We start from the raw sequence: 23,299 nt of genomic DNA, 5'->3' as shown, positions 1-23,299 counted from the left end.
CGCGCGGCAGGAGGGACGAGCCATGATGGAGATCTTCACGATCGGTGGGGGCGAGTACCTGGTCAACATCTTCAATGCGGTCAGCGCCTGGACCGGGGGAGGGGGCTTCCGCGCGCTGCTGCGTGTCGTGATGGTGATCGGGCTCATTTATACCCTGCTCATCGTGGCGTTCAGTCTCGACTGGCGTGCCTGGTTCAACTGGTTTCTCGGCGCGACGCTGATCTACGGCGCTCTGGTCGTCCCAGTGACCTCGGTCCGGATTACCGATCGCCTCAATCCCTCGCTCGCGCCGGCCACGGTTGCCAACGTGCCCATCGGTCTGGCGATGGTCGCTTCGGTCAGCAGCCAGGCCGGGGACTGGCTGACACGCACCGCTGAAACGGTCTTCGTGATGCCAGGTGCATTGCAGATGTCGACCAACGGGATGATCTACGGTGCGCGGCTTTGGGACCGGACCCGCGACTTTCAGATCCGCGACCCGCGTATCAGCGCGAACCTGGGTGAGTACTTCAAGCAATGCCTGTTGTACGATATTCTGCTCGGACACACCTCTTTCGACACAATCGCCAACTCGAACAACATCCTTGCCGATATGGGGCCTGGGTCACCGGCGCGGGGAATGAAGTTTCTGCCTGCGAGCGGGCCACCGATCATCGTCACCTGCCAGAATGCCTATAACGAGCTGCAGACTGGCATCACCGCCTACACCGAGCTGGGTCTGCAGCAAGAAGGCCGCAAGCTGTTCCCCGGCCTGACGCCGGCTCTGGCGAGAGCGAAGCTGGTTTCTGATCTCCCTGTCATCGCAAACCAGTTCCACGGGAGTTCGCAGACAGCTCAGCAGGTTTTCCAGCAGCGCTCTCTGGTGAACGCTTTCCTCGAGGCGCGGGCCAATCTTGGGGCCGCGGACGGCGATACCTTTGCGATGCTTCGAGCGGAGGAGCAGGCGCGCAACACCTACAGCTCGATCGCTCAGCAGGCGATGACATGGGTGCCGCTTCTCAACATCGTCCTGACGGTGGTCTTCTATGCGATGTTCCCGGTCATCTTTCCGCTGTTTCTCATGCCGCGGACAGGTACGATGGCGCTCAAGGGCTACTTCACAGGGTTCTTCTACCTCGCTGCGTGGGGGCCGCTTTATGTGGTCCTGCACATGTTCATCATGGACCGCGCTTCCGATGCCCTGAACGCCACCGCACCGGGCGGGATTACCATGGCGGGGATGGCGGGGATCGATGCGGTCAATGCGGATACCGCAACGATCGCGGGCTTTCTGATGATGTCGATTCCCTTCCTCGCCGGCGGAATGGCGAAAGGGGCCATGGCCGTCTCGTCGCAAGCGACCTCGATGCTTGCCCCAGCGCAGGCGGCAGCCGAAGCGGCTGCCGTCGAGCGTACGACCGGCAACTATTCCTACGGGAACGAGAGCTTCATGAACCTCTCAAGCTTCAACCGGCAGTCCGAACAATGGAATGCCGCTCCCTCCTTCACCGGCGGGGCGCCGGTCATGTCGACGGTCAATGCGAATGGGACAACGACAAAGACCATGACAGATGGTGCGAGCGTCTTTGACACGTCGCCGGGCATGAGCCGATTGGCGTTCGGCGCGTCGCTCAGCCAGTTCGCCAATGCCGAGCGGCAGCAGACCCTTTCTGAACTTGAGACGGCGCGGAACACTCTTTCGGAAGAGCGGTCGCGCGCGGTTGCCTTCCTTGACCGCGCGTCGACGCGGCAAACAAGCGGAGTGCGCAACTCCAGCGGAAGTGAAAGCTCGTCCGGGTATCGCTCGGGTGAGAACCTGCAGCGGTTCGACAATCAGTCGCTGGATGCCAGGGACACCGTCAGCGAAAGCGATCGTGTCACGCGGTCGAGGGGGGATCAGCAAACCAATATTGATCGTCTCGAGACGAGCCGCAGCGGCAGTGTCGGGTTGTCCGGCAGCGTTGCAGGCACTCGAGGTGGCGATGGCGGGCCTGGGGGCAAGGGGAGTGTGGGCGCCAATGGAGGTGTCCAAGCTGGCATCAGCGGTAGCCGCCAGCGAACAGACGTTGTCTCTCGAGGAAATGATCGGAACGAAACGCAGGGCTTCGAGTCCTCGACTTCGGACAATCGTTCGAATGGTTCGAATGTCACGCAAGACAGTGGGAGCTACGCTCAAAGCGGAAGCTTCAGCCGGAGTGAGGGCTATTCCGAGAACGCCTACTCGCGTGAACGTGCACTCGAGGAGATCCGGCGGATCGATCAGCGGATCGCCCAGATTGACGAGCTGGCGACATCACTCACCGACAGTACCTCTACACGGGAGGGATTTGGTGCCAGTCTCGCCTTCGACATGAGCCAGATCGTGGCAAGCCGCTATCAGGAAAAGGCGGCGGAACTCGGGATCACTGCACCCAGCCTTGCTCGAACCGACTACAGCCCGCAAGAGCAGGCTGTCTACGAGCTTGTCGCGCGCGAGATCATCTCCGACTACTACGATCAGCGGGTGGCGCCTTTCAATGATCTCATCCCGGAAAAGGGAACGCTTACCGGCAAAGTCGCCGGGCCCGGTAGCTTCACCGAAACTGACCTTAGGGCTCGAGCGCCACAGCGTTCTGGCGGAAGCTCCCGGAATCTTGTCGAGGGATCGACCGATGACTCGATTGGTGCTCGGATAAGCGAAGGGCAGGGGAGCCTGAAGGAGCGCTACGAGGCCAATGGCACCCGCTTTGATGATCGGCGTCGGGAATTTGACGGGGGTCGTTCTACTTCAGGTGGCGCTGACGAGCGCTTCAATGAACGGTTCTATGATCGAGATCAGCGGTAGAGCGGATGGGGAGTTGTGGCAGCGCCCGGATACGATCTCGCAGTTATCAGCTGAGCAAGCTGAATGCGATGAAACCGATGGAAACCAAAATCACGATCCAAGGTCCAGCGCTGTTTCTGGGGTGGCTATCCAGATGAGATCGGGCATCGTTTTCTGGAATACGTGATTTCAAGAAATCTGGATCACCATTCCCAGTCAGGTCGTCAGGTATTGCTCGTTTCGAGAAATCGACAGTTCGCCAGTTTTCATAGTCTTCCATCGTCTTTCTCCAATCTGAACATACCATTATCATGGTTCGATGACAACGATTGGAGGTGGTGTTGGGGACTGGCTGGAGTTGAGCGAAGCGGCATAGGAGGCTGCATTTCGCAGGCGTTATGCTAAGTTGAAGCCCGTAGAGAGCGGCAAGCGCCATGGTGGGCGAGCCGTGGGGAATTCATGCTGTCGAAGATTGACGCGACCTATATCGAGCTGCGTGAGCGGGTCATGCTGGGCGACTTGCCGCCCGGTACGTCGATGACAGCTGACGACATTGTCGCGCATACCGGCGTGTCGTTGTCGATGGCTCGCCATCTTCTGGTTTCGCTGGGTGTCGGGGGCTATCTCACCAAGCGTGGCCGTGCCTATGTTGTTTCGACCTTCACGAGAGAACAGATCGAGGAATGGCGCCTTGCGCTGGGAGCGATCGTCGAGATCGGCGCCCTTCGTCTGGCATTGGCGGGAGGTGCGCGGTTGCAGGCGGTGGCCGAGAGCCTTGAAAAGGACGTCCGCAGCCATGCAGTGGAGGATGAGGCGTTCTTTCTCGGGGCGATGTCCTTCGCGACGATCATTCTGGGAGGACCGCAGAGCACCTTGTCCGAGCTGGTCGAGCAGTTCATCCCGCAGGCCTTTTTCAGGCTGCTCTGGCTCTCTGACATCTATGCCGAGCGCACGGGTTTCCTGGTTGAAGCTGCGGACAGCTATCTGGTCGCGGCGCGCGCGGGTGATCTTGATGGCGTACGGAAAGCGAGCCGCTTCTTCTTCGATTCAACCGCGCCGGCGCTCCACAAGTTGATCGAGCAGATGGAGCGCAAAGACTTTCCAAAAAGCGCCCAGTATCACGCCCTTCAGGCCATCGAGCCCCAGGTCAGCGGATTGCCGACGTATACAGGGAGTACGAAGGCTGCGCGCCCGCTGCTTGGTCCACTGAGTGATGCCGGCGTGGCCGCGCATCCCTTGTAGCAGCGCTCACATCTCAAGCCGCAAAGGCGGGCTGCCGGGGGTGGATCCGCATGGCAGTCGCAGCGGCAGCGCAATCGCGCGCGTCGCCCTTACAAAGCAATTGGACCATGGTTCGGGCAGATGTCGTCATGCCCTCTACATCCGTCAGCTCCAGGGTCGCTGCTCGCGCATAGACCTGTGCAACGCTGGCGCGCCTTGCATATTCCTCGAGCGTGGCGACTTCGCCTGTCGCTGCGACGACACTGACCATCAATTTCTGGTGCGCGAGGAGTGAGGCGAGCGCTTTGCCGGAAGCCGCAGTTCGGTCGAATGCTTCTAGCCGCCTCTGTATTTCAGGGATGGCAGGAGAAAGGTCCATCGAGACCAGTCTGACGATAGCCGTAGCCTCGATCCCGGCTAGAACCGCCTGCCGCTCCCACATTTCGTTCTTGGTCGGCCGATACCAAACAAACCTAGCCACATCTGCCACAATGAAGCCAAATGCGCGGAGTTCGCCAAACGCATATTCCCCCCAATCCGCGCCTTTACCAGACGCCTCGGCGAGAAGGCGTGGGTCGGGCTCAAGGGGTACACCGTCGCCCCGGATCACTGCGCGGCGGAGATGCTCGATATCGGCATCAGCGCTTTTGGCGAGCTTCTCGATCGCGGTCCGATAGAGCTGGTCGATTCCGTTGGGCATTGCCGGAGGATAGCAGCGAAGAGTGGATCATCAACCGGTCGGCGGCCAATCGCCCCCGTTGAGCTCCTTCACAAATTCAGCAATCCGTTTCCATTCAATGGCGGTTTCATCAAAGGGATCATGGGTCAGAATTCGTGCGCAAGCGGCGTCGACTTGTTCAGCATCAACGGGAATGCTTGCGTCGGCGCGATATGCTTCAATCGCGGCAAGCAAACGCTTGAAATCCTCGTAGTGCCTCATCAACGCTCCCGCTGGAAACTGATTCAAATCTAGGCCGATAATCCGCGAACTGTCGAGCCACTTTGCCGATTATAGACCGCTCCGCATGTTGTTACTTCATTGTGTTACAATGCAAAACGACTGCCGATTGCCCATTCAGGCAGCCCTGACCGTGATCTGGCTCCCGTTGGTTCCTTTGTGGACCGTAAAGCCGTTAGGGACTGCCTGCTGGACCAAAGGCACGTGCGAGATAAGCCCTACCGCGCGCCGTTCGCCCACGATATTCTGAAGCACCTGCAGAACCTGATCGAGCGTTCCGGCGTCGTTTTCCGTATCGAGGCTGCCGAAGCCTTCATCGATGAAAATGGTGTCGAGCCGGATGGCACCGTTTGTCATCTCGACGATGTCGGACAGCCCGAGCGCGAGGGACAAAGCTGCGATAAAAGTCTCACCGCCTGAAAGCGTGATAATCTCGCGGGCGCGGCCAGTCTCGATGTCGTGGACCCGAACGTCCAGCCCTCTCTTGGATCGGCCTCCAACACTGACGGTATCGCGCTCAAAGCGATACCGGCCACTGGTCATGGGATCGAGGCGCAGGTTCGCTGCTTCGAGAACCTGATCGAACATCGCACCGATGGCGAATGTCTCGAGACTGGTCCGCATCTCGTTCTGACCGTCGAAGGCTTCCGCAATTCCCCGCAGCGCGCCAGACGATTGCTCAAGGGCTTGAAGGTTCTCAAGCTGGTCTGCCAGACTGGTCTGCAGCTCGACAAGCGATTGGTGTTTCTGCTGAGCAGCAGCGCTCTGCTTCACTGCCTCGTCGGCGGCGGCCTGTGCCTGCGCGCAGCTCAGACGGTAGGGTTCGAGGCTTTGCCGCTGCGCGTTGCCGACCGCGTTTCTTGCCATCGTTTCCCGCGCGCGGGCTTCAACAAGGGCGGTGTCATAACCCGCGATTGCCTGCTCCAGTGCAGGGATCTCGGCAATGTCGGGGATCGCGGCGCGATAGTCTGCCTCGGCGATCCCAAGCTCGGTAAGGCGGGCTTCAAATGCTGATCGCTTTGCGGCGAGATCGATGCCGGTTTCGCTGACTGCGGTCGAAGCGCTTTGCAGTGCGGCTGCTGCCTTGATCGCAATGGCATCGAGCTCGCGCTGCCTCGCGTCGGCATCGGCAAGAGCCTGCTTCCGGCTGCTCACGTCTGCGCTGGCGGTATCGATTGTGGTCTGCAGAGTGTCTTGCTGGCGCAGGTTCTCGGGGACCGATGCAATCTTCTCGTCGTACGCCTGCCGGGCCAGTGCCTCTGCAAGCGTTGCCTTACCGAGGGCGTCTCGAGCCTGTTGGAGGGCCGCCGTCGCTGCCAGCTTGCGCGTGCGTGCGTCATCCAGTTCCTCGGTGAGAAGGCCGATATCGACGTCCGGGCCCAAACCGCTGATCTGGCCAAGGACGTGTTGCAGATCGCCATCGATCTCGCTCACGTCGCGCTTTGGCTCCATGAGCCCGTCCAGAACGGCACGTTTCGCGTCGAGCGTGGCACGGGCCGAGCTGGCGGCAGCCTGGGCCTCGCGATCAGCCTTTGAAGCGGCAAGCGCAGCGCCCTGAGCATTGCGCCACGCCTTTTCGAGTGCGCCCGCATCGCCTGAATCATGCGCCGGATCGGGGTGGTCGCTGGCGCCGCAAACCGGGCAGGGGTGCCCGTCCTGCAATCGCTGGGCAAGGACGCTGGCCTGGGCTGCAAGGAAGGCGCGCTCGTGCATCTCGGCTACAGCGACCGCTTCGGTATGGCGGGCCTGTGCGTCGCGGGCGATTTTTGATGCCTTCTCGCAGGCTTCCTGCGACAATTCCAAATCTTGCGCTGCCTTTGCGAAGGCCTGTGCTGCATCTACTTCGCTCTTCAAACCATCGCGAGTTGCGTTCAGCCTCTGTCGCTCAAGACCATTGGCTTGGGCCGCCGCGAGCGCCGCCTCCTTCTCTTCGCAGAGATCAGCAGCCTGTGCCTCAGCGTCGGCGGCTTGAGAGTGAGCCTGTTTTGCTTTTTCCAGCCCTGCCTCGGCGGCTTCAAGGCCAGCCAGACGCTCGGCGGCATCCACCAGAACTTGCTTGTGGCGGTTCAGCTGGTCGATCTTGCGCGTGATGTCTTCGATCTCATGATCGCGGGAGCGGAGATCGAGCAGCGTCGCATTCGCTGCCGAAAGAGCCTCGCTTGCCTCTCGTGCTTCGACTTCAGCGCTGGCGTGCGCATCAATCGCTTCGCGGTAGCGCCTCTGGGCATCGGCAACGCTGGCGTCGAGGTCCGATATGCGCCGCGCCAAATCGGCCTGGGATCTGCGGGTTCGCATCGCCTCGAAAGTCTGGCCCTGTGCCTCGAGCTGCTTGAGTGCAGCCGACGCAGCCTCGACTTCGACAAAGCGCTTTTCCTGCTCTTCAGCGGCCGCATAGGCTTTGTTGGCAACAGCGAGCACGGCCGCTGTCTCCGAGACTGCCAGCTGGGCAAATTCGTACCGTTCAAGTGCCGAGGCGATGCCGTCGGCGAGCTCGTCCGAGCTGCTGTAGCCCTCGGTTTGAAGGCGGCTTGCGTGTAAGCGGTAGCCGTCTTCGATCTCGCGTCTGATGTTCGCGGCATCGGCTTTGAGCTTTTCGGTGAGCCGGCGGTACAGAGAGACGTCGAACAGCTCCCGCAGAATCTCGAGCCGGTCCTTGCTGTTCGACACCAGGAAACGCTCGAACCTCCCTTGCGGCAACAGGACAATCTGGCGGAACTGTTGTGCGCCATAGCCGAGAAGACCTTCGACGTGGCTGAGGACGGCGCCGACCTTCTTTTCTGCGATCGGAACGCCCGAGTTATCCGGACCGACATCATCGATGGCGACGTCCGATACGTCGAACAGCCAGGCAGCGTGTGGCTGCATGGTGTGACCCTCGCCTCGCGCCTTCGGCCGTGCCTGGTCAGGTTGACGCCTGACATAATATCGCTTGGAGCCCAGTTCGAATTGCAGGCTCACCTCGGTCAGCAGATCCTCAGGCGCAAAGTCAGAGCGCATCGTACCGATGCCTTGCTCCTCCTTGGCCCCCTCGCCAAACAGGGCGAAAGAAATCGCGCTGAAGATCGACGACTTGCCTGATCCGGTTGGACCGTAAATCCCGAAAAGGCCGGCATCCGTCGCTTCGCGGAAATCAATCGTCTCCGCGCCGCCATAGGGACCGAAAGCGCTGAGGGTGAGCTTGATCGGCCTCATGCTTCTTCCTCCATCGTAGCGAAGGATTGCAGCGCGGAGGCCACAATCTGCCCCTCCGCATCCGACAGGGGCTCACCACGGATGAACTCGAGGAATGCGGAGGAGAGCGTCTGCGGGTCATCAATCGCCGCGCGCTGCTCTTCGAGGCGCAGCTCTACTGGTCGCTCGTTGCGTTCGTAAGCGAGCTGGACCGCATTGGGGTACACGGCCCTGATCCTTTTCATCGGGTCGATCTGCGGGGTGTCGTCCGTGAGAACGACGCGGACGATGTCATTGGACACTTCCGCGGCCGCGAGCAGCTCGAGCAGCTTGCCTCGGATGGTTCTGACCTGACGCAGCGGCCGCAGCGGCACTTCGGTCACCGTGACAGTGCCGTCGGCCGCAAGGTCGATCAGGCTGACCGACTTCTGCTGACCTTCCTCATCGAATCCGAATGCCAAAGGTGCGCCGGAATAACGGATGTGATCCAGTCCCACCGGTTGCGGGCGGTGAAGGTGCCCAAGAGCCACATAGTGTGCGCCCTCAAAGGCGGCCGCCGATACCGTCTCAATCCCGCCGACCATGCGCGTGAGCGGACGTTCGCTTTCGCTGGTTGCTGCGCCGTCGACAAAGGCATGGGCCACGACAACCCAGCGCATTCCCTCGGCCACGTGCTTGCGAGCGCTGGCAAGCTGGGCCCGGATGACATCTGCAGGGCAGCCGATGCCGTCGTCGTCGAAACACAGGCGGGCGGCGTATTCGAAGGCAAAGGGCAGGGCGGAAATGGCCACTGGCCCATGCGCATCGGAAACCACGAGCGGTCGCTCATCTTCATCCAATGGTCCGCGCACGATCGCCGCGCCGCCATCGGCAAGAACGCCCATCGCACCGATCTGTGCGGCGGAATCGTGGTTGCCCGCGATGATAACGATCGCTGCATCGGATGCTGCCCGCACCGTTGTGAGGAACTGCGAGAGGCGGGTTATCGCGCTTTGGGGCGGGTTTGCCCGGTCAAAAACATCGCCGGCGATGATCACGACATCGGGGCGTTCATCATCGATCACCGCGAGGATCTGGACGAGAATGTGGTCATGGTCTTCATCGAGGGACAGGCCATGAAATTGGCGGCCCAGATGCCAGTCGCTGGTGTGCAAGATGCGCATTATTCTGTCCTCGAATCCAAGTGCATATAAATTTTATATAGACGGGCGGTAGCTCGTCAAGTAGGGTTCGGACATGGACGATCCTGCACTCAAGCCGGCAATGCTCGCCCGCCTGGTCTATCTCGACCGGTGCCTGACTTGGCGCGGACAGGTGAATCGCAAGGACCTGATCGAGCGTTTCGGGATCTCGTCTCCGCAAGCGGCAATCGATCTGAGGGAATATCTCGACCGGGTTGCAGAGCCGAAGCCTCGCTACGACACGGTCCGAAAGTGTTATGTTGCCAACCCCCACCATCGCGGCCTGCCTTTTGTGGAGGATGCAGGCTCGCCGGATGAGTTTGTCGGCCATCCCACATCGAGCGGCCTTTCTGTTCTTCCATCACCGGCCCGGCAGTGCCCCCCATTTGTGATGCGTCGCCTATGGCAGGCGGTCGAGCAGCGGCAGAAGATCGAGATCGGCTATGTGTCGATGTCGAGTGGGCTGCGTCAGAACCAATGGATCGCACCGGCGCATTTTGCCTCCGACGGCGAGCGCCTGCACGTTCGGGCGTGGAGTTTCCACCACCGCGAATGGCGCGATTATGTTCCGGTTCGGGTCCATCCCGACAGCACCTTCGATGTGGCACCGGTCGGCGAAGACCTTCCGCGCGATGCTGACTGGGAGGAGTTCGTCGAGATCCGGCTTCGGCCGCTGAGCAGTCTGACGGAAGAACAGCAGGCCGCTGTCCGGTTGGAATATGGGTTCACGCAGGAAGTTCTGAGCTTCGAGGTCCGCAAGTCGCTCGAATTCTATGTCGAGCGACGCTGGGGGCTCAAACAGGCGGGCGCGCGATTGGAACGCTGTTAGCCCTCCCGGGCGAGGGAATTCTGCTGCCACAAGGAAAGGAGACGACCATGGTTGGAAACACGACCGTCGATCCGCTGGCATGGGCATCGGCGGTGACAAAGCCCGAGATTGACGCTGTCAGGAACCCGCGAACTGGCCATGTGCTCAATGTCCGCCGGTTGATCCGGGCATTCCGGTATGAGCGCGCAATTCTGCTACGCCAGAGACTTAAGGCGCTCGTCAAACGTGAAGACGCACGCCTGGTGTGCGCGACGTGCGGTGTTCCGGTTTATCTGGCGTGCAGCACGACCAAGCGGTTCTTCTTCCGGCATCGCCATGAAGATGGCTCGTGCCCCGCTGTCACGCGGACGCAGCTGAGCGAAGCCGATATCAGGGCCATGAAGTACCGCGGTGCCCAGGAGAGCGGGGCGCACAAGCGGGTCAAGGCACTTCTTTTGCGGAGCCTCTCGGCCGATCCACGGTTCAAGGATGTGGCCTCAGAAAGGACCTGGAAAGCAAGCGAGGGTCTCTGCGGCCTGCGCCGACCTGACGTTTCAGCGCGGACAGACACCGACAGACTCGCCTTCGAGGTGCAGCTGAGCACAACCTTCATGGACGTCGTGCTGAGCCGGAAGGAGTTCTATCGTGCCGAAGGAGCGGCGCTCGTCTGGGTCTTGCCGTACTTCCATCCGACCTATCGTCGCATGACCGATGATGACATCCTGTTCGGCAACAACTCCAACGTTTTCGTTGTCGATGAACGAAGTGCTGCCGCGTCGGAAGCGGCAGGAAGCTTCATCATGACATGCTGGTACCGCAAGCCGATCATTCAGGGCGATGAGATCGTTGATGAGTGGGTCGAGCGCTTGGTCCGGTGGGATGAGATCACGGTCGAAGTAGACCGCGAGACCATCATCGTCTTCGACTATGCCCAGGAGGTAGCAAGGCTCCGCGAAGAACTCAGAGCAGCGCACTTGGAAAGGATCGCAGCTGCTCAGGCCGCTGCAAGGCAGGTCCTAGAAGACCGGGCGAATGATCTGCGCGAGCAAGTGCTTCGGTTTGTCCTCGATGCCACGCGCGATGACCATGACATGCCTCGAAATCAGGAATGGGCTCTCCTCAATGACCGCCTTCGTTCCATGGGATACGGTCTGGACGGGGAATACCCGGACTTGCTTACGGCTACGCGCATCGTCCATCTCATCGAGAGCGCAAGGGCGGGAAAGCCGGTTGGCTTCGGCTACAGCAGTTTCACTGAGCTCGGCCATCATCTCATCCACCAACACCCCGAGCTGCTTCTCGCTTTCGGCCACATGCTACGCAGGTTTGGAACAAAAGAGGCGCTGTATCGCGACGATCGGACGGGCAAGCTGAGGGCAAAGCTCGACGCCATACGGTCTGAACTCACCCAGAACCCGAAATACAGGATGGCAAAGGATGAGGAGCGCTTGTGCGCGTTTCTTTCCATGGGAGCATCTCGAAAGGCACGACCCGACAATGACAATCGCGACCAGCAAGGCCGCGCGGCGGCATAAGCTGACCACTGCCAGCACAGGACACGACTAATGGGGCTTCTTACGCTCGTCTCGGCTGCAACCTTTGTCTGCACGCCCGTTGCCGTCTGGGACGGAGATGGCCCGATCTGGTGCAAGGAGGGGCCGAAGATCCGGATCGCCGGCATCGCAGCCCGCGAAATGGATGGGACCTGCTCGCGAGGGCACCCATGCCCGTCGTCTTCTGCCGTGGCGGCCAGAGATGCCTTGGTTCGTTTGCTAGGTGGACCGAAGGGCCAGCGCGACAGTGGTCACATCATCGTGCGGGCGCCAGCGATGCGATGTTCAGCGGACGGGCAGAGCTACGGCCGTGTCGTTGCCAGTTGCAGGCTTTCAGATGGTCGAGACCTCGCTCAAGCTATGCTGGCCACCAAGACGGTTTTGCCTTGGCGTTGAGGTTGCATGCTCGTCATGCTTTTTGCGGAAGGCCGCTGACCTGTTTCATCAATCGATTTCGTGGTTTATGCAGTCCTGAATTGGAGGAATCCTGTAAACCGTGCAGATAATCGACAACATCAACGTTCTGCTTGGTGACGAGCTCAAGAAAGACATCAAGCGCGGCCAGCGGCTCCGCATTGCCGCATCAAGCTTCTCCATTTTCGCGTTCGAGGCTCTGCGCAAGGAGCTTCACCAGATCGAAGAGCTGCAATTTCTGTTCACCGAGCAGACGTTCACTGCGGAGCGTGCGACAGACGGGAAGACGCGTGAGCGCCGCGAGTTCTTCATCCCTAAATCCAAACGGGTTGCCGGTCTCTCCGGCTCAGAGTTCGAGATCCAGCTTCGCAACCGGCTGACTCAGCGAGCGATCGCGCGGGAATGCGCTGAATGGATCCGGAAGAAGGCGCGCTTCAAGTCGAATGCGTCTTCGGCCCCAATGCAGCAGTTTCTTGCGGTTGACGGAGCGCTGGCCAGCGTCGCTTACATGCCCCTATCGGGATTCACGGCAGTCGACTTGGGCTATGCTCAGGGCAACGCTGTTTCCAATTTCGTGAACCGCTTCGACGAGGCGATGCACACCCAGAGCTACATCCAGCTCTTCGACACCATCTGGTCCGACCCGTCGCGCGTGGAAGATGTCACCGAGGCGATCTGCGACCACATCGCCTCGGTCTATCGGGAGAATTCCCCCGAGCGCGTCTATTTCATTATGCTCTACAATATCTTCCATGCGTTCCTGGAGGATATCGATGAAGACGTTCTGCCCAATGACCGGACGGGCTATCAGGAGAGCCTCGTCTGGCAGAAGCTGTTCAACTACCAGCGTGATGCAGCAACCGGGATCATCAACAAGCTCGAGACCTTCAACGGCTGCATCCTGGCGGACAGCGTCGGTTTGGGGAAGACCTTCACCGCCCTGGCGGTGATCAAGTACTACGAACTGCGCAACCGCTCGGTCCTTGTGCTGTGTCCGAAGAAGCTGACCGATAACTGGCTGAACTATAACACCAACCTGAAAACCAATCCGTTCGCCCGGGATCGGTTCAATTATGACGTCCTGTGCCACACGGACTTGTCTCGCAGCTCGGGCTCATCGAACGGCATTCCGCTCAACCGGGTGAACTGGGGCAACTACGATCTGGTGGTGATCGACGAGTCCCACAACTTCCGGAACAACGATGCGTTCAAGGAGAAAGAAACCCGTTACCAGAAACTCATGAACCAGGTCATCCGGGCCGGCGTGAAGACGAAGGTGCTGATGCTGTCCGCGACACCCGTGAACAACCGGTTCAATGATCTGCGCAACCAGCTGGCCCTGGCCTATGAGGGTCACTCCGACACGCTGTCGGAGAAGCTGAATACCACCGCCAGCGTCGAGGAGATCTTCCGCCGGGCACAGGCTGCCTTCAATCGCTGGTCCAAACTGCCGCCCGAGCAAAGGACCGCGGAGACGATCCTGACAGAACTCGATTTCGATTTCTTCGAGCTGCTCGACAGCGTGACGATCGCCCGGTCACGCAAGCATATCACGACCTTCTACGACATGACCGACATCGGCCATTTCCCGCAGCGCCTGAAGCCATTGTCCTTCCGGCCGCCGCTGACCGATGTGCCTGGCGCCATGGACCTCAACGAGATTGTTGCGCAGCTGACGCTGCTCAAGCTCTCGGTCTACGCGCCAACCAGCTACATCCTGCCGAGCCGCCTCGCCAAGTATGAGGCGCTCTACGACACGGACGTCTCGAGCGGTGGTGGGAAGCTGCGGCAAGCCGATCGCGACAAGAGCCTGCAGGCCCTGATGACGGTCAACCTGCTGAAGCGCCTTGAAAGCTCAATCCACGCATTCCGGCTGACCTTGGGCTCATTGGCGGACAACATCCGCAAGACGCTGGAGGTGGTTGAGGACTACCGCTCTGGCCGCGGCGCCAGTTCGATCGTCGACTATGCTGACGACATCGAAACACTCGAGGCCGAAGACGATGAGCTTGAGGGTTTCGGGGCCTACCGTGTCGGCGGCAAGGTCCGGATCGATCTTGCGGACATGGACGTGCCCGGCTTCGCACATGATCTTGAAGCAGATCTCGCCCTGATCGATGCCCTTCTGGGTGAGATGACCCGCATCACGCCTGAGCATGACAAGAAGCTTCAGCATCTAAAGAGCCTGATCGGCGAGAAGCTGGACCGGCCGATCAACCCCGGCAACCGCAAGGTGATCATCTTCACCGCCTTCGCTGATACGGCGCACTATCTCTATGACCAGATCGCAGCCGAGATGCTCACCCAGCACCGCCTTCACACCGGGCGCGTGACAGGGTCGGACGCTCCGAAGTCCACGCTCGGCAAGGGGCACGATTTCCAGACGCTGCTGACTCTGTTCTCGCCGCGCTCAAAGGAGAAGGCGGCAATCATGCCCGATGAGCCGGGTGAGATCGACATTCTAATCGCCACCGACTGCATCTCGGAGGGCCAGAACCTCCAAGACTGCGACTTCCTGGTGAACTACGACATTCACTGGAACCCCGTCCGGATCATTCAGCGGTTTGGGCGGATCGACCGCATCGGCTCGCCCAATGCGCAGATCCAGCTGGCGAACTACTGGCCGGACATCACCCTCGACGATTACATCAAGCTCAAGGAGCGCGTCGAAAACCGCATGATCATCGCCGATGTTACCGCGACCGGCGATGACAATGTCCTGACCGCCAAAGCCAGCGACACAGCCTATCGCCGCGAACAGCTGCGCCGGTTGCAGGAAGAGGTCATCGAGCTCGAGGATGTGCGCACCGGCATTTCGATCACGGACCTGGGGCTGAACGATTTCCGCATGGACCTGCTCAACTACGTGAAAGAGCACGGCGACCTCGCCACGACGCCTAAGGGACTTCATGCAGTGGTCCCGGCTGAACCTGCCAAGGGGCTGGAGCCGGGCATCATCTTCGCGCTGAAAGCCGTGGGCGGAGATGCTTCGGCCAACCGGCAGAACCGCCTGCATCCCTACTATCTGATCTACATGGGAAATGATGGGAGCGTCGTCGCCGATCAGACCCAGGTGAAGCGCCTGCTCGATCTGGTGCGGACTGCGGCCAAAGGCGTGACAGCCCCGGTTCCGCCAGCATTCCGGCCCTTCAATGCCCGAACGGCCGACGGACAGGACATGAGCGGGCCGTCCCAGCTGCTCAACGCCGCAATCCGCGCTATGATTGACGCCAAGGAGGAGCGGGATCTCGACAGCCTGTTCTCGGCCGGTGCCACCACTGCGCTCTCCCACACCATCCGCGGTCTTGAGGACTTTGAACTGATCGCCTTCGTCGTTGTGGAGCAGGCAGAGGCCGGAGCTGCTTCGTGACCCTCTATGCGTGGCCGCCGCGAACGGCATTTGGCCGCGCGATCCCGAAGAGCCGGATATACGGCGCCGCGCAGGTTCCGCGCGCTATGCAGGCCAAATTCGTCGATCAGGTCGAGCGCATGGAGTGGACCCACGTGCTTCGCGCGGATCGGTTGAACCTACGACCTTCGGCAGACGTCGAGGAAATAGCGGTCATCGCGATCGACCTCCATGCGCCGGACGTCGAACCGGCGGTGCTGGTGGCGATCGAGAAGGCCATTCCGCGGCCTTTGATCCTCGAACTCAACCATGCCGGGCGCACTCGGATGGCAATGGCGTGGAAGCGCCCCAGTCAGGCGGAGGCGGGCAAGTGGGTCACTGCAACGCACGCCTTCACCGCTTGGGAAGCGGGGGATGCACCGCGTCAGGCTCTGCCCACCGCGCTGGACATGGGCACGCTCTATGCGCGGCTGCTCGAGCCTCTGCTACCGCCCCGGCGGAGCGACGACGAGCCGATTGCGGTGCGTGTTGCCCGGGCGGAAGAGGCCGCACAGATCGAACGCGAGATCGCGCGCCTCGAAAATGCTCTGGCAAGGGAGAAGCAGTTCAACCGCAAGGTTGAGGTCAACGCGGCGCTTCGTGCGGCAAAAGCAAAGCTCGGGGAACTAAGGGGCTGATTGTATTGGATGGGCGGTGGACGCTGGCGTAGCCGCTAAGGGGTATCGACATCCATCCTTTGGGCGGGATGCTCCCATGGCTGCCCCATCCAAATTTGCCGATCAAGTACCGCTGACTGTTCGACAAAAGCCATCGTGGCCGCTAGGAATTCGGGCCATGGACAAGATGAAAATGCACAGCCCGGACCTGTCTCAGGACAACATTGCCAAGATCCGCGCCCTTTTCCCTGATTGCGTGACAGAGGCCGCCGACGAGCAGGGCAACATCCGGCTCGCCATTGACTTCGATCAGCTGCGCCAGACGCTTTCGGATCATATCGTCGAAGGCCCGCAGGAGCGTTATCGGCTCGACTGGCCCGGCAAGCGCGAGGCGCTTCTCACTGCCAATGCCCCCATTGCCAAGACCCTACGGCCTTGCCGCGAGGAGAGCGTGGACTTCGACACCACCCAAAACCTCTTCATTGAAGGCGACAACCTCGATGCCTTGAAGCTCCTTCAGGAAAGCTATCTTGGTAAGGTAAAGCTGATCTACATCGATCCGCCCTATAACACCGGCAAAGACTTCATTTATCGAGATAAATTTTCATCTTTGAAGGCCCAGTATGAGAATCTTACTGAGCAGCGCGACGCCGAAGGCGGTCTGCTGGTAGCTAATCCTGAAACCAAGGGCCGGTACCATTCCGACTGGCTCACTATGATCTACTCTCGCCTGAAGGTTGCGAGAAACCTGCTAGCCGAGGACGGTCTGATTTTCATCAGTATCGATGATGTGGAACAGGCTGCCCTTAAGCAGCTCTGTGCAGAAATATTCGGTGAGAAGAATTTTATTGCCCAGCTGACTTGGGAAAAAGGCCGCAAGAACGACGCGAAATTCTTTTCACTCGGCCATGAGTACATGCTTGTATATGCACGAAATCAGCTCATTCTACGCGAGCGAGGCGAAATTTGGCGGGAAGAAAAGCCTGGCGCTAAAGAAATTTGGGATGAATTTGTGCGTCTGCGCAGCATCCATGGTGACAACTTTAGTCTGATGGAGAAGGAATTAGGAGCCTGGTTTGCAGAATTACCTAAGTCTCACCCTTCTAAGAAATGGTCGCGATACAAGCGTATCGACAAAAATGGACCCTGGCGAGATGATAACATATCGTGGCCAGGAGGAGATGGTCCACGTTACGATGTCATTCACCCGGTTACAAAACAACCTTGTGCCGTCCCGGAGCGCGGATGGATCTATTCGTCTCATGAGACCATGATGGAGAAGATTAAAAGCGGAATTGTCGAGTTCCGTGCAGACCATACTGACCCTCCTCAGCGTAAGACCCACATTCGACCGATCCCGGAGGAATTGGATGACGACGCTGATATATTCGAGGAAGTAGATGATGAGCAGGGCGATACCGAACTGGCGACCCAGGTAAGGCCCTCGGTGATTTACAAACAGTCTCAAGTCGCTGTGAAATACCTTCGAAGTTTGATGGGTGGCAAGGTATTTAATAACCCCAAGGATCATGAAGAACTGGCAAAACTTATTGTCTATGCTACGCCTCGTAATCCTGACGCAATTATCATGGATTTTTTCGCGGGATCTGGGAGCACAGCTGAAGCAGTTTTGACGGCGAATGCAACCGCAGGTACAAATCATAAGTTCGTGGTCGTGCAGTTGCCTGAAGACCTTGATCAGGCCGCTTCAGCAACGACGGGCGCAGCCAAAAAGACGGTGCAAAACGCCATCAAATTACTGGATAAGGTGGGTAGGCCGCATCTGCTCTCCGAAGTGACGAAAGAGCGCATTCGCCGCGCGGGCATGGAAGCCTTGAAGGGGAATGTCAGTGAGGGCTGGAACCGTGACGTCGGCTTTCGCGTGCTCAAGGTCGACAGCTCCAACATGAGCGAGGTCTACTACAGCCCCGACGAGGTGAGCCAGGACGAGCTCTTCGGGCAAGTGGACAGCGTGAAATCGGATCGCACCGGAGAGGACCTGCTGTTCCAGGTGCTCATTGACTGGGGTGTGGAGCTGACCCTGCCGATCAACCGCGAAACGCTGCATGGCAAAACCGTCTACTCGGTGGATGGTAATGCGCTGATCGCCTGCTTCGACACCGGCGTCACCGATGAGCTGGTGAAGGAAATCGCCGCCCGCGCGCCACTGCGCGCCGTGTTCCGCGACACCAGCTTCGCCCGCGATGCCGATCGTATCAACGCCGAGCAGCTCTTCCGCCAGCTCTCACCGGTCACCGAACTGAAGGCCATCTGAGCCATGGATCAGGCCGCGCTCACCTCTCTGCTCGCCCAGCTCATCGCCAATTGGGAGGATGAGGTGGTGGAGTTCAAGGAGGCCGGGAAAGACTACGACACGGACAAGATTGGGCGCTACTTCTCGGCTCTTTCGAATGAAGCCAATCTGCGCAACGCAGAGCGTGGATGGCTGGTTTTCGGTGTCAATGACAAGAGCCGAAAGGTGGTGGGTACAGCCTATCGTCCTGAGATCGACCGGCTCCTCAGCCTCAAGAACCAGATGCGCGACGGTACTGAGCCGAGCGTCACGCTTCGAAACATTCATGTACTGATCGACGAGGATGGGCACCGGGTTATTCTCTTTGAGATCCCTGCCGCACCTCGTGGCATGCCCATCAGCTGGAGCGGGCACTATTTTGCCCGAGCCGGCGAAAGCCTTATGCCCTTGGGGCTCGACAAACTCGATGAGATCCGCGGCCAAACCATTGCTACGGATTGGACGGCACAGGTTGTTGAGGGGGCAACGCTGGCCGACCTTGACCCAAAGGCGATCTCTGTTGCGCGAGAACGATTTGCTGAGAAGCATGCACGGCGGGTCTCGCCAGAAGAAGTGGCAGGCTGGAGTGACGCTACCTTCCTCGACAGAGCGAAGGTCACCCAGAATGGCGCGATAACCCGCGCAGCACTGCTGCTACTTGGCAAGATGGAGGCGGCAGGAAAGCTAAGTCCGCACCCGGCCGAGATCACCTGGAGCCTACGCGGGGAAGAGCAGGCCTATGAGCATTTCTACCCGCCGTTTTTGCTCACATCCTCCGAGGTCTTTGCCCGTATCCGCAACGTGCAGATCCGCATCCTGCCACAGGACCAGCTGCTGGCGCATGAGGTGTCGAAATATGACCAAAGCGTGGTTCTTGAGGCCCTGCACAACTGCATCGCCCACCAGGACTACACCCGCAACGGCCGTATCGTCGTCACCGAATACCTCGATAGGCTGACTTTCGAGAGCGAGGGCGGTTTCGTGGATGGCGAGCCCACGGATTATGCCACTGGTGCCCGCTCGACACCGCGCCGCTATCGTAACAGCTGGCTGGTTCAGGCAATGGCCGAGCTCAATATGATCGACCAGATGGGGTATGGCATTCAGCGCATCTATGAGGCGCAGCGGAGGCGGTTCTTCCCGTTGCCCGATTATGATGTGAAGGATCCGACCGCGGTCAGCCTGACAATTCATGGCCGCGTGGTCGACCCCGCCTATAGCCGCTTGCTGATGCAGCAGGCCGAGCTTGATCTGGTCGATGTCGTCAATCTTGACCGGGTACAGAAGAAGCTGCCCATTACCGACGATGCCATCAAGCACCTGCGCCGCCGGAAGCTTATCGAGGGGCGCAAACCGAACTTCCATGTCTCAGCGACGGTGGCAGCGGCAACGGCCACGATGGCCGACTATGTCCGCACCCGCGCGCAGGATGATGAGTTCTATGCTAAGCTACTGACTGACTATCTCGCGGGCGCAGGCCGTGCCACACGTCGGGAGGTCGACCAGCTGTTGCTCGACAAGCTGAGCGACGCCCTCACGCCCGAACAGCGCACCAAGAAGATTGCCAACCTGCTCACCAAGCTGCGGCGCCAGGGGGTGATCGTGAACAAGGGTCCGCGGGCGGCGCCGCAATGGATGCTTGCAGAATGAAATGCGCGATGATTGCGGCCTCTTGCAGAAAGGTCGGGCGGATAAGTCCAAGGGATTCCGTCGTTTCCCTCTTTCTGCACAGCGGAAAATTCTCTTTCCAAAGTTATGAATGCAGAAAGGGCCTGCGTCGGCCATGAAGCTCAAATTCAAGGTTCAGCCCTACCAGACCATGGCCGTCGACGCGGTGGTCGATTGCTTTGCGGGCCAGCCCTTCAGCGTCGGTCCAGCCTACAGGATCGACCCGGGCAAGCGGAACCAGGCAGAGGCGTTTGACGATGAAGGGTTCCGCAACCCGGATATCGCGCTCACCGACGCGCAGTTGCTGACGAACATCAATGCGGTCCAGCGCCGGCAAAATCTCCCACAATCGCCATCCCTGACCAGCTTTGTCACGCGGGATGCGAAGGGCAGGGCGGTGCCCGCTCCGGCTGCCTATCTCAAGAATATGGCCGCCGCCGCCCCGCTTCATCTCGATGTCGAGATGGAAACGGGGACCGGCAAGACCTACTGCTACATCAAGACGATGTTCGAGCTGAACCGGCGCTATGGCTGGTCGAAGTTCATCATCATCGTCCCGAGCATCGCCATCCGCGAGGGTGTCGCCAAGTCGCTTTCGATCACAGCGGAGCACTTCACCGAGACCTACGGGAAGAAGGCGCGCTTCTTCATCTACAACTCGAAGCGTCTGCACGAGCTCGAGAGCTTCTCGTCCGATGCCGGACTGAACGTGATGGTCATGAACATCCAGGCCTTCAACGCCAGCGGCAAGGATAACCGCCGCATCTATGACGCCCTCGATGACTTCCAGTCACGCAAGCCAATCGATGTGATCGCCGCCAACCGGCCGATCCTGATCCTCGATGAGCCGCAAAAGATGGAAGGCAAGGCTACGGTCGAAGCGCTTCCCAAGTTCCGCCCCCTGTTCATCATGCGTTATTCGGCAACGCACCGGACCGAGCACACCAAGATCCACCGGCTTGATGCGCTGGACGCCTACAACCAGAAGCTGGTGAAGAAGATCCAGGTCCGGGGCATTGCGCTCAAGGGACTGACCGGCACGACGGCCTATCTCTATCTCGAGGGGATTGAGACGGTCGGCCGCGGCAAGGGCGGGCCCTTTGCCCGTCTGGAGATGGAGATCAAGGACACCACCGGAACGATCAAGCGCCGGCTGAAACGCCTGAAGTTCCGCGATGACCTCTACGATCTGTCAGGCGGGCTCGACCAGTACCGTGACCTCGTCGTGTCGCAGATCGATGCAACCGCCGATACCGTCGAGTTCACCAATGGGATCACGCTTAAGGCTGGCGAGGCTTATGGCGACCTGTCGGAGCGGGACATCCGCCGGATTCAGATCCGCGAAACGATCCGCGCCCATCTTGAAAAGGAGCGTCAGCTCTTCGCCCAAGGGGTCAAGGTGTTGTCGCTGTTCTTCATCGACGAGGTAGCCAAGTACCGTGACTACAGCCGTGACGATCAGAACGGCGAGTATGCTCGCATGTTCGAGGAAGAATATGCCGAGGCTGTTGCGCTCGTGCTCGCTGAGCTTCCGCTTGATGAGGCTGCTTGGCGCAAGCACCTCGAGGCGATCCCGGTAGCCAAGACACACGATGGCTATTTCTCGATCGACAAGAAGACCAAGCGGTTGAAGGACCCCGAGGTTGGCGCGCGGTCAACGGATTCCGACGATAGCGATGCCTACGATCTCATCCTGAAGAACAAGGAGCGACTGCTTTCCTTCGATGAGCCCGTCAGGTTCCTGTTCTCCCATTCCGCGCTGAGGGAAGGGTGGGACAACCCGAACGTGTTCGTGATGTGTATGCTCAAGCACAGCGAAAACACGGTTTCACGCAGGCAGGAAGTGGGGCGCGGTCTCCGACTGGCCGTAGACCGGTTTGGCGAAAGGCTCGACCATCCCGCGACCGTCCACGACATCAATATTCTCTCGGTGATCGCGAGCGAAAGCTACACTGATTTCGTAGCGGGACTGCAGAAGGAGATCGCCGAAAGCCTCTCCGCCCGGCCGCGCAAGGCCAGCCAAGCCTTCTTCGTGGGTAAACAGCTGCACACGCCGGAAGGGCCCGTGACTGTCACCGACCAGATGGCGACGCAGATTCACCGTTACCTGATCAAGCATGACTACATCGACGACGCAGATCAGATCACGGACACCTATGATACCGCGAAGGCCGAGGGCACTTTGGCCGTGCTGCATGACGATCTGGTCCCGTACCAGGCTGAGGTCTTCAGCCTGATCGACAGCGTCTACAGTGATGCCGCTCTTCCCAAGTTCGAGGACGGACGGAAGCCCAAGCGCAACCCGCTGAACGACAATTTTCACAAGGGTGCCTTCCAGGAACTCTGGAGCCGGATCAACCGAAAGGCCGTCTACCGCGTGGAGTTCGACACGGCGGAGCTGATCCAGAAATGTATCAGTGCCCTCAACAGCGAATTGCGCGTGACCAAGCTGCAATACACCGTGCAGACGGGAATCCAGACGGACGAGGTCACTGATGAGCAATTGCGGGGTGGGACTGGTTTCAGCGTTACGCGTAACGAAACCGTCCAGGCCGCGTCGGCCCGCTCGGCGGTGAAGTACGATCTTTTGGGGAAAGTCTCAGAGGCGACCGACCTCCTGCGGCGGACCGTGGCCCAGATCCTCACCGGCATCGAGCCTGCGATCTTCGACCAATATCGCGCCAATCCCGAGCACTTCATTTCTGAGGCGGCGCGGCTGATCAAGGAACAGAAGGCAGGGCACCTGATCGAGCAGCTCGTCTACGATTCGATCGATGAGCGCTATGACGCCGACATCTTCACTGCGGCGGAGATCGGCCAGGATTTTTCACGGGCGACCGAGCGGCTGAAGAACCATGTCTTCGACTATTGCATCACAGACTCAGGGGTCGAGCGCGACTTCGTCGGGGAGCTGGATACAAGTGCGGAGGTCGAGGTCTATGCGAAGCTGCCACGCGGCTTCCTCATCCCGACCCCTGTGGGCGACTACAATCCCGATTGGGCCATTGTGTTTCGCGCCGGTGCCGTGAAGCACATCTATTTCGTGGCGGAAACCAAGGGGTCGATGTCGTCGCTTGCGCTTCGAGACCTCGAGCGGGCGAAAATCGACTGCGCCAAGAAGTTCTTCGCCAAGCTAGCGGAATCGAACCCGACGCCCAATGTCAGGTACGGGGTAGCTGATAGCTACAACAAGCTGATGGAGATCGTGACGACTTGATCCTGCCCCCGCGCCTCTAAGCTCGCCC

At 59.7% G+C, this 23,299-nt stretch carries 14 protein-coding genes; 9 read left to right on the top strand and 5 right to left on the bottom strand.

Annotated features, from left to right (window positions below; all coding sequences use genetic code 11):
• The first annotated feature begins 22 nt into the window (after window positions 1–22).
• Complete coding sequence (locus NJ75_RS01770) at window positions 23–2,803, top strand: conjugal transfer protein TraG N-terminal domain-containing protein (protein WP_082013217.1); 2,781 nt, start codon at window positions 23–25, stop codon at window positions 2,801–2,803.
• Between the two features lie 46 nt (window positions 2,804–2,849).
• Here NJ75_RS01770 and NJ75_RS24225 read toward each other — a convergent pair whose 3' ends face one another.
• Window positions 2,850–3,062 carry a hypothetical protein gene (locus NJ75_RS24225; protein ID WP_137775965.1) on the bottom strand — a complete coding sequence of 71 codons (213 nt, stop codon included), beginning with the start codon at window positions 3,060–3,062 and terminating at the stop codon, window positions 2,850–2,852.
• Between the two features lie 179 nt (window positions 3,063–3,241).
• Between NJ75_RS24225 and NJ75_RS01765 the strand changes: the two genes are divergently transcribed.
• Window positions 3,242–4,024 carry a GntR family transcriptional regulator gene (locus NJ75_RS01765; RefSeq protein ID WP_039330792.1) on the top strand — a complete coding sequence of 261 codons (783 nt, stop codon included), beginning with the start codon at window positions 3,242–3,244 and terminating at the stop codon, window positions 4,022–4,024.
• 13 nt (window positions 4,025–4,037) lie between these two features.
• Here the strand turns inward: NJ75_RS01765 and NJ75_RS01760 are convergent, their stop codons facing one another.
• The 4 genes from NJ75_RS01760 to NJ75_RS01745 form a co-directional block, all read right to left on the bottom strand.
• Entirely contained in the window at window positions 4,038–4,703 is a 666-nt protein-coding gene (locus tag NJ75_RS01760) for a hypothetical protein (protein WP_039330791.1), read from the bottom strand.
• A gap of 30 nt (window positions 4,704–4,733) precedes the next feature.
• Window positions 4,734–4,943: a hypothetical protein gene (locus tag NJ75_RS01755; protein WP_039330790.1), complete on the bottom strand. Its 210-nt coding sequence runs from the start codon at window positions 4,941–4,943 to the stop codon at window positions 4,734–4,736.
• A 135-nt stretch (window positions 4,944–5,078) separates the two neighbouring features.
• On the bottom strand, window positions 5,079–8,153 hold the full coding sequence (locus tag NJ75_RS01750; RefSeq protein ID WP_039330789.1) for an AAA family ATPase: 3,075 nt from the start codon (window positions 8,151–8,153) through the stop codon (window positions 5,079–5,081).
• Window positions 8,150–9,295: an exonuclease SbcCD subunit D gene (locus tag NJ75_RS01745; RefSeq protein WP_022677993.1), complete on the bottom strand. Its 1,146-nt coding sequence runs from the start codon at window positions 9,293–9,295 to the stop codon at window positions 8,150–8,152. Before NJ75_RS01745 ends, NJ75_RS01750 begins: the two co-directional genes overlap by 4 nt.
• A gap of 100 nt (window positions 9,296–9,395) precedes the next feature.
• On the opposite strand from NJ75_RS01745, the gene NJ75_RS01740 reads away from it, so the two are divergent.
• The 7 genes from NJ75_RS01740 (at window position 9,396) to NJ75_RS01710 (ending at window position 23,271) form a co-directional block, all read left to right on the top strand.
• Window positions 9,396–10,142 (top strand): WYL domain-containing protein, encoded by a 747-nt coding sequence (locus tag NJ75_RS01740; protein ID WP_156135675.1) that lies wholly within the window; start codon window positions 9,396–9,398, stop codon window positions 10,140–10,142.
• 92 nt (window positions 10,143–10,234) lie between these two features.
• Window positions 10,235–11,656: a DUF6035 family protein gene (locus tag NJ75_RS23175; protein WP_169745685.1), complete on the top strand. Its 1,422-nt coding sequence runs from the start codon at window positions 10,235–10,237 to the stop codon at window positions 11,654–11,656.
• Between the two features lie 514 nt (window positions 11,657–12,170).
• Window positions 12,171–15,458, top strand: coding sequence for a helicase-related protein (locus tag NJ75_RS01730; RefSeq protein WP_039330788.1), 3,288 nt, complete (start codon window positions 12,171–12,173; stop codon window positions 15,456–15,458).
• Window positions 15,455–16,114 (top strand): DUF4391 domain-containing protein, encoded by a 660-nt coding sequence (locus NJ75_RS01725; protein ID WP_039330787.1) that lies wholly within the window; start codon window positions 15,455–15,457, stop codon window positions 16,112–16,114. The genes NJ75_RS01730 and NJ75_RS01725 overlap by 4 nt, the downstream gene beginning before the upstream one ends.
• 157 nt (window positions 16,115–16,271) lie before the next feature.
• On the top strand, window positions 16,272–18,368 hold the full coding sequence (locus NJ75_RS01720; protein ID WP_039330785.1) for a site-specific DNA-methyltransferase: 2,097 nt from the start codon (window positions 16,272–16,274) through the stop codon (window positions 18,366–18,368).
• Between the two features lie 3 nt (window positions 18,369–18,371).
• On the top strand, window positions 18,372–20,036 hold the full coding sequence (locus tag NJ75_RS01715; protein ID WP_039330783.1) for an RNA-binding domain-containing protein: 1,665 nt from the start codon (window positions 18,372–18,374) through the stop codon (window positions 20,034–20,036).
• Window positions 20,037–20,169: 133 nt separating this feature from the next.
• A complete protein-coding gene (locus NJ75_RS01710; RefSeq protein WP_039330934.1) occupies window positions 20,170–23,271 on the top strand; it encodes a type III restriction-modification system endonuclease in 3,102 nt (1,033 codons plus the stop codon).
• Window positions 23,272–23,299: the final 28 nt, after the last annotated feature.

This window comes from Novosphingobium subterraneum (assembly GCF_000807925.1).
Lineage (GTDB): Bacteria > Pseudomonadota > Alphaproteobacteria > Sphingomonadales > Sphingomonadaceae > Novosphingobium > Novosphingobium subterraneum.
Note: the sequence above shows the minus strand (reverse complement) of the source record. Positions and strands in the feature narration are given on the sequence as shown.

What these genes read in the sequence shown, in the direction of transcription:
- NJ75_RS01750 (WP_039330789.1), bottom strand. Translation starts at nt 8,153, where the DNA reads ATGAGGCCGATCAAGCTCACCCTCAGCGCTTTCGGTCCCTATGGCGGC.
- NJ75_RS01715 (WP_039330783.1), top strand. Translation starts at nt 18,372, where the DNA reads ATGGATCAGGCCGCGCTCACCTCTCTGCTCGCCCAGCTCATCGCCAAT.
- NJ75_RS01720 (WP_039330785.1), top strand. Translation starts at nt 16,272, where the DNA reads ATGGACAAGATGAAAATGCACAGCCCGGACCTGTCTCAGGACAACATT.
- NJ75_RS01740 (WP_156135675.1), top strand. Translation starts at nt 9,396, where the DNA reads ATGCTCGCCCGCCTGGTCTATCTCGACCGGTGCCTGACTTGGCGCGGA.
- NJ75_RS01745 (WP_022677993.1), bottom strand. Translation starts at nt 9,295, where the DNA reads ATGCGCATCTTGCACACCAGCGACTGGCATCTGGGCCGCCAATTTCAT.
- NJ75_RS24225 (WP_137775965.1), bottom strand. Translation starts at nt 3,062, where the DNA reads ATGGAAGACTATGAAAACTGGCGAACTGTCGATTTCTCGAAACGAGCA.
- NJ75_RS01765 (WP_039330792.1), top strand. Translation starts at nt 3,242, where the DNA reads ATGCTGTCGAAGATTGACGCGACCTATATCGAGCTGCGTGAGCGGGTC.
- NJ75_RS01770 (WP_082013217.1), top strand. Translation starts at nt 23, where the DNA reads ATGATGGAGATCTTCACGATCGGTGGGGGCGAGTACCTGGTCAACATC.
- NJ75_RS01755 (WP_039330790.1), bottom strand. Translation starts at nt 4,943, where the DNA reads ATGAGGCACTACGAGGATTTCAAGCGTTTGCTTGCCGCGATTGAAGCA.
- NJ75_RS01710 (WP_039330934.1), top strand. Translation starts at nt 20,170, where the DNA reads ATGAAGCTCAAATTCAAGGTTCAGCCCTACCAGACCATGGCCGTCGAC.
- NJ75_RS01760 (WP_039330791.1), bottom strand. Translation starts at nt 4,703, where the DNA reads ATGCCCAACGGAATCGACCAGCTCTATCGGACCGCGATCGAGAAGCTC.